Consider the following 12626-nt stretch of genomic DNA (forward strand, 5'->3'; position numbering starts at 1 on the left):
CCGATTCTTGGTCACAATCGCGTCCGCTTGCGGCAGACGGCTATAATGGCGCGGATATCTACCCCTCACTTTCTCTCTGCATGGCTTCCAAACAATCCTCGTCCGGCAGTACTTCTTCCAAACCCGCAAAAAGCACCTCGAACACCCTCTTAAAATTCGGGCTTGGCTTTGTCGGCTTAATCTTCGGCCTTGGTGTCATCGGAGCGCTGATCCTGTTTTTTGCACTGGCAATGGCGTATCCCAACTTGCCGGCCTTGGATTCCTTAACGGATTACAGGCCTAAAATTCCGCTTCGTATTTTTTCTGCGGATAACGTTCTGATTGGGGAGTTCGGCGAAGAACGCCGTAATTTGGTCCATATCAAGGAAATTCCCGACATCATGAAGAAAGCCGTGCTGGCGATTGAAGATGATCGCTTCTTCGAGCATGGTGGCGTGGACTACGTCGGGATCGTTCGCGCAGCTGTACATAATCTGAGCGGCGGCGCCCGCCAAGGCGCATCCACTATTACGCAACAAGTGGCACGGAATTTCTTCCTGTCCAGCGAGCAAACCCTCAAACGCAAAATCTACGAAATACTGCTGGCGTGGAAAATTGAAAAGAACCTGTCGAAAGATCAGATTCTTGAGGTCTACATGAACCAGATTTATTTGGGTCAGCGCGCCTACGGTTTCTCGTCCGCAGCGCAGATTTACTACGGTAAAAAACTACAGGACGTCAGCATCGCCGAAGCAGCAATGTTGGCTGGCTTGCCTAAAGCGCCGTCCGCCTACAACCCTGTGGTCAATCCGAAACGCGCCAAAGCGCGCCAGCAATATATTCTGCAACGCATGTATCAACTGGGCTACATCACCGAGCCAGAATACACGCAAGCCAAGGCAGAAGAGCTCAAGATCAAGACAAATAGCAGCGAGTTCGGCGTACATGCTGAATATGTAGCCGAAATGACGCGCCAATTAGTCTACGAGCAATTCAAGGAAGAAACCTACACGCGCGGTTTGAACGTCTTCACCACGATTACCAAAGCGGATCAGGATGCGGCGTATCTTGCCGTGCGCAAAGGCGTGATGGATTACGAAAAACGCCACGGCTATCGCGGCCCGGAAAACTACATCGAGATCCCGACCAATAAGGAAGAAGCCGAAGACGCAATAGAAGTTGAGCTGGCGAACCATCCTGATAGCGACGATCTGGTTGCCGCGGTCGTGCTGGACGCAACGCCGCAAGTAATCACTGCCGTACTGGTATCTGGTGAGGAAATCAAAATTGAAGGCGCAGGCCTGACCTTCGCAGCCAACCTGCTCAGCGCCAAAGCGCCGCCAAATAAACGCGTCAAACGCGGCGCAGTAATTCGCGTCATGCAAGAAGGTAAAACCTGGAGCGTGATCCAGATGCCTGAAGTGCAATCAGCATTTGTTGCAGCCAATACCGATGATGGCGCGATACGCGCATTGGTGGGCGGCTTCGACTTCAACCGCAACAAGTTCAACCACGTCACGCAAGCATGGCGTCAACCTGGATCATCGTTCAAGCCATTTATTTATTCAGCATCGCTGGAAAAAGGCTTGTCGCCATCGACGATCATCAACGACGCGCCCATCAGTTTTGATGCCGGACAAACTGGCGGCCAGCCGTGGGAGCCAAAGAATTACGACGGCAAATACGATGGTCCGATGACGATGCGCAAAGGTCTGACGAAATCGAAAAACATGATTTCGATCCGGATCTTGCACAAAATTGGCGCCAAATACGGACAGGAATACATTACCCGCTTCGGCTTCGATGCAGATAAAAATCCACCTTATTTGACCCTCGCTCTGGGCGCTGGCGCGGTCACACCGTTGCAAATGGCAGGCGCGTACGCCGTATTCGCCAATGGCGGTTACAAAGTCAGCCCTTACCTGATTTCCAGAATTTCCGACGCCAGCGGAAAAACTTTGTCTGAAGCCAAACCAGACAAGGCCGGCGATGAAGCCAATCGTGTTATCGATGTCCGCAACGCATTCTTGATGGATAGCATGTTGAAGGATGTCGTTACCTCCGGCACCGCGGTCAAAGCCATGGCATTGAAGCGTACCGATCTGGCAGGCAAAACCGGCACGACTAATGATTCGTTTGATGCATGGTTCGCTGGCTATCAGCCAGAAATCGTCGGTATTGCGTGGATCGGTTTTGATCAGCCGAAAAATCTGGGCAATCGCGAAACCGGCGGCGGCTTGGCTCTTCCGATCTGGATTAATTACATGCAAAAAGCGCTTAAGAATGTGCCTATGGCAGAGCGCACCGTGCCGGAAGGAATTATCACGGCGAACGGCGAATATTTCTACGCAGAGAACCCGCCAGGTTTGGGCGTACGCAATCTCGGTCTGAGCGACGCGCCTGCGCATGCCAACGAGCCGACCAAGGATGAAGTGAAGAACGAATTGTTCTAGCCGACACAGCCGAATCGGCATGAAAAAAGCGGAAAAGTCACAAGACTTTTCCGCTTTTTTCTATTTGGACGAGACTTAACTCAATTAGCATCACTCAAGGTGACTTCGATACCACCCTGCTGACTCACCATTTTCGACAAGGCAGCGAACAACTCCACACCGCCATCACGACTATTGATCCATTTCGAGCCGTCGACCTTGAAATGGAAACCGCCGGATTTCGCTGCCACCCACAACTCCTTCATCGGAGCCTGGCTATTCACGATAATTTTGGTGCCGTTATCGATAAACTCGATTTCCAGCACGTTGCCGCTACGCGTGCATTCCACGTCAAGGTCACTAGTGTTCGCCAACTCTTCCAAAGTCGCCTCGATTTGGCTCAAAGTTGCCTCGGCCTGCTGCAGGAATTCTGATTCGGTCATGCTACACTCCAACACGTTTTCGTTAAACAGTGATTCTAATCGTGAAGTCCCTTCTTTGTTTGCCGCGCATCAGCGCTTTTTTCACAATCCTGGCCGGTGCCTTGTGCGTCAGCCTGCTCGCCGGTTGCGGTCAAAAAGGTCCTTTGTACATGCCGCAAGGCGAAAAAGGTTACCAAACGACGACCGTGCAAACGACAGGCAGCTCGACTTCTGTCTCACTCCCGGTCAATACACCGCCAGCCAGCAATTCAGATTCCAAATAAATTCGCCATGTCGCATTTTTCTTATCAAGACGGCGTGCTGTGCGCGGAGAATGTTCCGCTGACGCAAATCGCCCAGCAATTCGGTTCGCCAACCTACATCTATTCCAAAGCAGCGTTGGTAGAAAATTTTTCTTCCTACGCCGACGCCTGCAAAAAGCATGGCCGCAATGACGAGACAGCGCTGGTTTGCTACTCAGTCAAATCCAACTCGAATCTTGCAGTATTGAATCTGCTCGGCAAATTCGGCTCCGGCTTTGATATCGTTTCTGGCGGTGAATTGCTGCGCGTATTGGCAGCAGGTGGCTCACCACGCAAAGTGATTTTTTCAGGAGTGGGTAAATCGCGCGGAGAAATGCAACTAGCCTTGTCGCACGATATTCTGTGCTTCAACGTTGAGTCGATTCCTGAAGTACATCGGTTAAATGAAGTTGCTGGTGAAATGGGCAAACGCGCTTCCGTTTCGCTGCGCGTGAATCCAAATGTCGATGCAAAAACGCATCCGTATATTTCTACCGGATTGAAAGATAATAAATTCGGCGTCGCATACGAAGATGCATTAGCGACCTATCGCGTTGCGGCATCATTACCAAACATTAGCGTGACCGGCATCGACTGCCACATCGGCTCGCAATTGCTGGACGATGCGCCCTTGCTGGAAGCAGTAGATAAATTAATCGAGTTGATCGACACGCTGGCAAGCGAAGGTATCGTTCTGCATCACATGGATATTGGTGGCGGCATCGGTATCAATTACGACAACGACAAGCCAGTGGCAGTTGGCGATTATCTGTCACGCGTATTCACAAAAATTGATGCATGGCGCGCAAAGAGTTATCAAGGCGCAGCGATCAAAGTATTGTTTGAACCAGGCCGCTCTATCGTTGGCAATGCCGGCGTGCTGCTGACCGAAGTGCAATACATCAAACATGGCGAAACCAAGAACTTCGCGATCGTCGACGCAGCAATGAATGATTTGATGCGCCCTGCAATGTATGAAGCATGGCATGGCGTGCAACCAGTCTTGCAACGCGAAACTGGTGCACAAACTTACGACGTGGTTGGTCCAGTATGTGAGTCTGGTGATTGGCTGGCGCGCTCGCGTGAATTAGCAATTCAAGAAGGCGATTTGCTGGCGATCATGTCGGCCGGCGCATACGGCATGACGATGTCATCCAACTACAATACGCGCGGCAGAGCTGCAGAAATTATGGTCGATGGTGCAACGACTCATTTGATTCGCAAACGTGAATCGGCAGCCGATCTGTTCGCACTGGAATCATTGCTTCCGTAATGCAAGGAGCCGGAATGCGCAACGCATATCCGGCTCGTCTTTAACCTGCAGTGCCCGCCAATGCATTCGCTTTCGAGCGCTTTTGCCAAGCCCAAAATACTCGCATCAATAACAAAGCCGCAACGATCACACCGAAAATAATTGGCTGTTCAAAATCGTGCTTGCCTGCCTTCATCCACCAGTAATGCAATATGCCTAGTGATGCGACGACATAGATCAGTCTATGCAGCCATTGCCAGCGTTTGCCACCAAGCCGCTTCACCATGCCATTCGTGCTGGTGATCGCAAGCGGAATCAACAATACAAACGCCGCAAACCCCACAGTAATAAATGGACGTTTGATCACGTCTTTCAGCATCTCGCTCACATCAAAGAAATGATCGAACCAGAGGAAAGTCGTGAAATGTAAAGTGGCGTAGAAGAACGCAAACAAGCCTATCATCCGACGCAATTTAATCAGCCAGTTCCATTTACTCAAACGGCGTAAAGGCGTGACTGCCAAGGTGAGGCATAAAAAATAGAGCGTCCAATCACCCGTGTTACGTGTGATGAATTCAATCGGATTCGCACCTAGTTGATCCGTAAAAGCGAACAAGAACAGTCTGCCAAATGGCAGCAAGGCGAGCGCGAACAGCAGACTTTGAATAATCGTCAACTGCTTGGGCGAAGGATTAAATGCCGTCATTGTTTGTCCGAATGCAATCGATCGACGATAGGAAGTAGAGCCTCATTTACCGCGAAGGAAATCAGAAAAATTTCTTCATATCCATGCCCGTGTACAAAGATGCGACTTGACTGTATCCATTGAACATCAGCGTCGGACGTTTTTTCGCAAAGAAACCATCTTCGCCTATGCGGCGTTCAGTCGCTTGCGACCAACGCGGATGATCAACATCCGGATTAACGTTGGAATAGAAACCGTACTCGCGCGGCGCCGATGCATTCCATGCGGTGCGCGGTTGTTCTTTGACGAAGCGAATCTTGACGATGGACTTGGCTGATTTAAAACCATATTTCCACGGCACGATAATGCGTACAGGGCCGCCATTTTGATTAGGCAGCACTTCGCCATACATTCCCAGCGTCAACAGCGTCAGCGGGTGATTAGCCTCGTCTATGCGCAAGCCTTCTACATATGGCCAATCCAACACCGGACGACGCAAGCCATTCATTGCCACTTTGTCTTCAACCGTGACGAACTCGACATATTTTGCGTTTGAAGTTGGCTCGACTTTCTTGATCAGCTCGGCCAGCGAATAACCACTCCATGGAATCACCATAGACCAGCCCTCGACACATCGTAGACGATAGATCCGTTCTTCCAGCGGCGCCAGTTTCAGCAAGCTGTCGATATCCAGCGTCATCGGCTTTTTGACTTCGCCCTCGATAGTCAACGTCCATGGCCGCGTCTTCATCGCTGGTGCAGCGCCCGCAGGGCTCGCCTTGTCAGTGCCAAATTCGTAAAAATTATTGTAGGTCGTCGCGTCTTTATATGACGTCGCTTTATCGAGCACGACGTAGGACGGATTGGGATGCGCTGCGAGTTTTTGCGCTGTGGCAGACGTCGCGGCAAAGGCTTCGCGTGACGCCATTTCCAGCATTGCGCCGCTAGCAATTGAGCCCGCGGCTATTTTTTGAATGAAAGAACGACGCGATTCGAATATTGCGCGTGGTGTGATTTCAGACGCGAATGGAATGTCGATTCCATTCGGATTGCGCTTGATTAACATAGCGGCTCCGTAGTGATGGTGATGACCATTGATCTCTTCAGACCTGCCAACATTACAGGAGTTTCATTACAGAAAGCAGAATACGTAATTTTACATTCCGCCTTTATGCAATGATTTTATAGCTCGCCGTAAGAATGCAAACCTGACAAAAACATATTAACGCCAAGGAAAGCAAAGGTAGTTACCAGTAAGCCAACAACCGCCCACCATGCCGCAATCTTGCCGCGCAAACCCTTCATCAAGCGCATATGCAACCAAGATGCATAGTTGAGCCACACGATCAGCGCCCAGGTTTCTTTCGGATCCCACGACCAGTAACCACCCCACGCTTCGGCCGCCCACAATGCGCCCAGAATCGTGGCAATCGTGAAGAATGCGAAGCCGACCGCAATCGACTTGTACATCACATCGTCCAGCACTTCTAGCGCAGGCAAACGATCAACTAATAATCCGTGCGATTTCAACAAATAGGCAACCGCGACCATCGCCGCCAACGAGAATGTTCCATAGCCGATGAAGTTGGCTGGAACATGGATTTTCATCCACCAGCTTTGCAGTGCGGGCACCAATGGTTGGATTTCTGACGCATCACGACTTACCGTATACCAAAGCAAAAATCCAACGGCCGCGCTAATCACCAGTAATACAAATGGCCCCAATTGGCGCGTTGCATAAACCTGCTCGTAATACAGATAGAACAAAGCCGTGATCATGCAAAACAAGATGAACACTTCATACAGATTAGAGACGGGAATATGACCGACGTCAGCGCCTATCAAGTAGGACTCATACCAACGCACCAGCATGCCGGTAAAGCCCATGATGACGGCGGCCCAGCACAGCTTGCTGCCAATGGAGCCACCAGTCTCCGAGCGCGCAATCAATCCGCCCCAATAAAACAGTGTCGCAAGAAGGAACAAGGTGCTCATCCATAGAATTGCCGATTGGCTGGACAGCAAATACTTCAGGAAGAATTTTTGTTCGCTCATCGCCAATGAGCCGTCGTACATAGAGATCGCGGATAGCGCCAGCACAGCCAGCACAGCCATCAACCAGCGCACGGATTTCCAATGCCAGCCCAGCCACGCAAATGTAGGCGCGGTCAAAACCAGAATCACTTCTTCATAGACATCCATGTGATGGCCGAAGCGATTCAGCGCAAACAACGATGCGGCCAGCAAGGCTGCAGCATATATCCAGTCGATGACTGACAGACGTTTAAAAAAACCTGGCGGCTGCGCGTAAATCTGATCTTGTACTACATCCATGACTATTCTCCGTAATGACTGTGGCCGACTTGCGCGATCGTCTTGCATCATCGCAGTGCGGCTTCATTTCCTGCTACGAGCTCACGGCTAGAAACGCGGCTCAGTATAGTCGAGTCCAGCCGCTTAGTGGCGCTCTGGCGCGGACTGTAACAATTGCTGTTTTAACACTTCAAATTCTTTCTCGAAGTCCAAAGTCTTGCGCTGCGAACTGACCGCCATCAACGCATGCGAACCGCCATCGGCTTCCGACTTGATCCATATCCACAGACGACGTTCACGTATATAAAACATCGAAAACACGCCGAGAACCAGCAACAGGCAGCCGAAGTAAACGATGTTTTTTCCTGGTGAGCGCGTCACCTGCAGCACCGAAGCTTTGACTTCATCAAAGCCTTGCAACTGCAAATAAACTGGTGCACCGTAAAAGAAGGCATCGGAAAAAGCATTCGTCGCCAGTTGCAAAAAGCGCCCGTGCTTTTCGTCTGCTTCTATTGGTTTCAAACCATCTTTTTCACGCGCAACCTGCCACAAATCCCACAAACTGCCATTCAGGATTTTCATGAAAATATCTGCGGCTTTTTCCTGATCTTGCTCTGGAATTTTTTCAAGAAATTTTGAAACTGCAATGTAGCCAGCTTCTTCAGTATCACCGCCAAAGATGGTCAAACCTTTTAACGACGATGCCTGTAATTGCGCACGTAATTCAGACGCGTCAGTGCGCGCAGTCGGCAACGCGCGTTTGGCATAACGTTGCGCAGCCAGTGCGCGCAAATCCGGATTGAGAATAGCAGCACGCAAGCGCATCCATTCTTCCACCGTGTCATTGTCGTCCGCTGGAATCCGCAAGAAACGGAAAGGCTCAGATGGAGAATCACGTACACCAGCAAGGAACACATAAGCATCGTCCACCAACACTGGCTGCATGTAATTACTGTATTCACGCGCCTGCCCATTCTTGTCGCGCAACTTATATTGCATGCTAGGGCCGACGTTTTTTAGATCCTTGTTATTCGCGGTCTTGGCCGCAGAGCCGAGGTGCTTGTCGAGGCTGGACGCCATGAAATTTTTGTTTGGATTAACAGCGCGTACATCTTGTCCGTTCTGCGCCATGTTCTCGATATTGAATGGCCGGAAGCCCGACCATTCAACCGTGTAATCGCCACCTTTGTCTGCATCTAGCGGCGAGGTATTGCCGACCTCACCCTGCATCGTAAATGAGGTATGGCCAACACCTTGCATCGGATAGCCAGCCAGCTTCAATTTACTGCCACCATCTTCAAAACTGGATTGATATACGGCGACACCGCGATAAATCAACGGTTCGTTGACCTTGATCGTCGCGGCGAATACTTTACCGTTTTCATGATCGGTCACCACAACATCGCTGGCAAACAACTTCGGCATGCCTGTCGAATAAAAATCGATGACAAATCTTTTTAACTGGATCGTGAATGGCAGATCCTGAATCAGTACGCCATCTTGCTGCGGGATAATCGCAGTGCTACTGCTACTGCCTTCAGGGATCAGTGTATTCCCGCGAAAAGTTGGATTACCCACACCAAGGCGATGCTGCGCAGGAATTTGCGCAATCACGCCATTCCCGGAAAACGATGTTTTGTCGTAGATGAGTTTCTGTATGCGTATCGGCAATTCGGAATCAAGCATGCCGCCTATGCAGATAATGATGATCGAACTATGCGCGAAAATATAACCCCACTTGTTCGCAGCACCTTGCTTGGCGGCGATCAGCGTGGCGTTTTCTTTTGCTACGACCTTGGATTTGTAACCGTGCGCGGCGATACGAGCAATAGTTTGCGTGGTTAATTCGACACGCGAAAGTTTGGTTTGCCATTCCGCTTTGTGATGAAAATTACGCAGAGATTGCTCGCGTACATTTTCACGCCAGCTACGCATATCCTTCAACATCTTGGGCGCATTGCGGATCAGGCACAGCGATGTCGAGATCACCAAGAAAGTCATGATCAACAAAAACCACCACGTCGAATACAACCCGTACAGATTGAACTTGGCGAACACCTCAAACCAGAACGGTCCAAACTGATTGACGTAATTCGGCATCGGCTCGTTTTGCTTGAGCACCGTGCCGATAATCGACGCAATTGAAATCAAGGTCAGCAAGCTGATCGCAAAGCGCATCGAAGACAGCAATTCAACTGCATCTGCCAACCAGCGACGACTGGTTTTTAATTCCCAACCGCCAGTATTTGTTTCTGTCTCGCTCGTCATTCCATCATCCTAAAACCACATTCAGACCTACGCTGAATATGCGGAAACTCTCTCTGGAGTTGCTTGCACAACATTGATCGCAGTTGAAAAGAAAAAGGGGCAGCCTTGGCCACCCCTCTTATTCATTCACTGGCAATTTTAATAATTATTATTTCAAGCCAGCGACGTAATCTGAAACGGCTTGAATTTCTTCATCCGACATCCGTTTAACGATTTTGCTCATCTGCTCATTCTTGCGTGTATCAGCGCGGAAGCTCATCAACTGGGCCGTTGTATATGCCTGATGCTGTCCAGCCAGACGTGGGAACTGTGCTGGCATACCGGCGCCATTTGCGCTGTGGCAAGCGGCACACGCAGGAACATTCTTCTCGGCGATACCGCCGCGGAAGATTTTCTTGCCGAGCTCTACTGTGTCTTTGTTTTTGGCCGCGCCTGGTGTCGGTTTCGACTTCGCCAGATAGGCAATCAGGTTTTGCATGTCTTCTTCAGTCATGCCTTTGGCAATAGGCGCCATGATGGCGTTTTTGCGTTCGCCAGTTTTAAAGCTGACCAGTTGCTTGTGAATGTATGCGCCGTGTTGACCGGACAGCTTTGGGTTCTCCGCAATGGAAGAATTACCAGCGGCGCCGTGGCAAGCTATACAAGCAGTGATGTTGCGCGTTACATCGCCCGTGTTGTAAAGCGCTTCACCTTTGGCGGCGTCGGCTTTGACAACTTTCTTTTCTTCGGAGGCGTGGGCAACAGAAACGATTGCCAAAAATGCGATGCACAAGGACTTTACGATTGGTAAACAAACACGATTCATTCAGACACCCTGAGACTTAGTATTAAAATCTGCCTATTGGCGACGTTTTTTGTTACAACCGAGACGCTTTACCTACCGCAGTGCAACAAGCGCAACCCCTTATTGTACAATAGCTTTCCGGCATTTTTGCCACACCTTATGCATTTTGTACACAACTTATGTCTCTACTTTGGCAAGCCCGCTTCTTCACCACGGTGAATCATCTCCGTGATTTGCCAAATACGCAAGTCCCTGAAGTCGCCTTCGCCGGTCGCTCCAACGCCGGCAAATCAACCGCGATCAATATCCTGTGCAATCAGAAAAAACTGGCCTTTGCATCCAAAACGCCTGGTCGCACACAACACATTAATTACTTTTCGATAGGCGGCTCCCGCGTTGGGCAACATCGAAAAGATGAAACCATCGTCGAAGAAATCCGCGGCTTGCTGGTCGATTTGCCTGGTTATGGGTACGCGCAAGTATCTGGCTCGGCCAAGCTGCACTGGCAAGAACTGCTCGGTGATTATGTACAACGTCGTGAACAACTTGCTGCCTTAATATTGATCATCGATTCACGTCGGCCGTTTACCGACCTCGATATTCAGATGCTCGAATGGTTTGCGCCTACCGGCAAACCGATTCATTGCATCCTGACGAAATCGGATAAGTTAAACAGAAATGAATCGACAAATGCGTTGCGTACTGCGCGTACCATTTTGGGAAGTTATGTTGATGCTGACGGACAGCCGTTTCCATTTACTGCGCAATTATTTTCCGCGCTGAAACGCAACGGCATAGAAGAAGCCGATGCGAAAATTCTGGAGTTGCTCGGCATGAATGATGATGCCGATGGCGAAACTTCGGAAGAAGTGGCAAACAATGATGCCGCATCGAACGAATAAAAAGACAAAAAAAAGCCCTGGAGAAAGGGGAGTATCTCCAGGGCAATAACGCCATATCGCATAGTACGACCTGGCCCCGCTCAGGGAGGAGAAGCGGGAGATGCAAAGCATCTGCTATTAGGACGAGCTCGCGATCAAAAAGTTTCATTTATTTTTATCGCTTTTTTTATCCACCTCATCTTTGCTGAAGACCGCCATGTCCAAACTATTATCCAACGCACAATTTCCAGCCCTACGGATGCGACGCATGCGCAAGGATGCGTTCTCGCGCGCGATGATGCGCGAAAATGTATTGACGCCAGCCGATCTGATTTATCCGGTGTTTATTACCGAGGGTGAAAACCAGCGCGAAAAAGTTTCTTCCATGCCTGGCGTGGAACGCCTGTCTGTCGATCTGCTGCTACACGTCGCCGAAGAGTGCGTCGCTTTGCATATACCCGTACTGGCCTTATTCCCCGTTATCAATGCGTCGTTGAAAACACCTGACGGTATTGAAGCAACCAATCCTGACGGCTTGGTGCCGCGTGCAGTACGTGAATTAAAAAAACGTTTTCCTGAGCTGGGCATCTTGACCGACGTCGCGCTCGATCCGTACACCAGCCACGGCCAGGACGGCTTGCTCGATACAAGCGGCTATGTGTTGAATGACGAAACTTGCGCCATTCTAACTAGACAAGCATTGACGCAAGCCGAAGCAGGCGTCGACATCGTTGCACCGTCCGACATGATGGATGGTCGCATCGCGGCGATACGCAATGCGTTGGAAGCACATCACCATATCTATACGCGCATCATGGCCTATTCGGCAAAATACGCGTCGGCATTTTACGGCCCGTTCCGCGATGCAGTCGGCTCATCCGCGACACTCGGGAAAAGCGACAAAGCCACTTATCAAATGGATCCAGCCAATAGCGATGAAGCTTTACGCGAAGTCGCACTCGACATAGCCGAAGGTGCCGATATGGTCATGGTCAAACCGGGCATGCCATATCTGGATATCGTGCGTCGCGTTAAAGATGAATTCAAAGTACCGACCTTCGCCTACCAAGTCAGCGGCGAGTACGCAATGATCAAAGCCGCTGCGCAACAAGGCTGGCTCGATCATGACAAGACCATGATGGAATCGATGATGGCCTTCAAACGCGCTGGTGCTGATGGCGTGCTGACTTATTTTGCACGCGACATTGCACGCCGCCTGAAACTTGGCTGATCTATCGCAGTCGAAATCCTGCAACTAGCGCTTACAGTTTTAGCTCCATGTTGCAGGATGAATAAACAGATTGCATT

At 50.3% G+C, this 12626-nt stretch carries 11 protein-coding genes; 5 read left to right on the forward strand and 6 right to left on the reverse strand.

Going from position 1 to position 12626, the window contains the following annotated elements; translation table 11 throughout:
- The first annotated feature begins 80 nt into the window (after window positions 1-80).
- Complete coding sequence (locus tag Q7T66_RS13265; RefSeq protein ID WP_304933806.1) at window positions 81-2432, forward strand: penicillin-binding protein 1A; 2352 nt, start codon at window positions 81-83, stop codon at window positions 2430-2432.
- Window positions 2433-2512: 80 nt separating this feature from the next.
- On the opposite strand, the gene cyaY is transcribed toward Q7T66_RS13265, so the two are convergent.
- Window positions 2513-2854 (reverse strand): iron donor protein CyaY, encoded by a 342-nt coding sequence (gene cyaY / locus Q7T66_RS13260; protein ID WP_304933805.1) that lies wholly within the window; start codon window positions 2852-2854, stop codon window positions 2513-2515.
- A gap of 41 nt (window positions 2855-2895) precedes the next feature.
- Between cyaY and Q7T66_RS13255 the strand changes: the two genes are divergently transcribed.
- Both Q7T66_RS13255 and lysA read left to right on the forward strand, forming a co-directional pair.
- Window positions 2896-3117 carry a lipoprotein gene (locus tag Q7T66_RS13255; RefSeq protein ID WP_304933804.1) on the forward strand — a complete coding sequence of 74 codons (222 nt, stop codon included), beginning with the start codon at window positions 2896-2898 and terminating at the stop codon, window positions 3115-3117.
- Window positions 3118-3124: 7 nt separating this feature from the next.
- Entirely contained in the window at window positions 3125-4408 is a 1284-nt protein-coding gene (gene lysA, locus Q7T66_RS13250; protein WP_304933803.1) for a diaminopimelate decarboxylase, read from the forward strand.
- A gap of 40 nt (window positions 4409-4448) precedes the next feature.
- Here the strand turns inward: lysA and msrQ are convergent, their stop codons facing one another.
- From msrQ to Q7T66_RS13225, 5 genes are all read right to left on the reverse strand, one after another.
- Complete coding sequence (gene msrQ, locus Q7T66_RS13245; RefSeq protein WP_304933802.1) at window positions 4449-5093, reverse strand: protein-methionine-sulfoxide reductase heme-binding subunit MsrQ; 645 nt, start codon at window positions 5091-5093, stop codon at window positions 4449-4451.
- Between the two features lie 61 nt (window positions 5094-5154).
- Window positions 5155-6138 carry a protein-methionine-sulfoxide reductase catalytic subunit MsrP gene (gene msrP, locus Q7T66_RS13240; protein ID WP_304933801.1) on the reverse strand — a complete coding sequence of 328 codons (984 nt, stop codon included), beginning with the start codon at window positions 6136-6138 and terminating at the stop codon, window positions 5155-5157.
- 116 nt (window positions 6139-6254) lie between these two features.
- Complete coding sequence (ccsB, locus tag Q7T66_RS13235) at window positions 6255-7406, reverse strand: c-type cytochrome biogenesis protein CcsB (RefSeq protein ID WP_304933800.1); 1152 nt, start codon at window positions 7404-7406, stop codon at window positions 6255-6257.
- Window positions 7407-7529: 123 nt separating this feature from the next.
- Window positions 7530-9653 (reverse strand): cytochrome c biogenesis protein ResB, encoded by a 2124-nt coding sequence (locus Q7T66_RS13230; protein WP_304933799.1) that lies wholly within the window; start codon window positions 9651-9653, stop codon window positions 7530-7532.
- A gap of 148 nt (window positions 9654-9801) precedes the next feature.
- Entirely contained in the window at window positions 9802-10458 is a 657-nt protein-coding gene (locus Q7T66_RS13225) for a cytochrome c (protein WP_304933798.1), read from the reverse strand.
- Window positions 10459-10616: 158 nt separating this feature from the next.
- Between Q7T66_RS13225 and yihA the strand changes: the two genes are divergently transcribed.
- Window positions 10617-11339, forward strand: coding sequence for a ribosome biogenesis GTP-binding protein YihA/YsxC (yihA, locus tag Q7T66_RS13220; RefSeq protein WP_304933797.1), 723 nt, complete (start codon window positions 10617-10619; stop codon window positions 11337-11339).
- A 196-nt stretch (window positions 11340-11535) separates the two neighbouring features.
- A complete protein-coding gene (hemB, locus tag Q7T66_RS13215) occupies window positions 11536-12549 on the forward strand; it encodes a porphobilinogen synthase (protein ID WP_304933796.1) in 1014 nt (337 codons plus the stop codon).
- The last annotated feature ends 77 nt before the right edge of the window (window positions 12550-12626 follow it).

It is taken from the genome of Herminiimonas sp. (assembly GCF_030655415.1).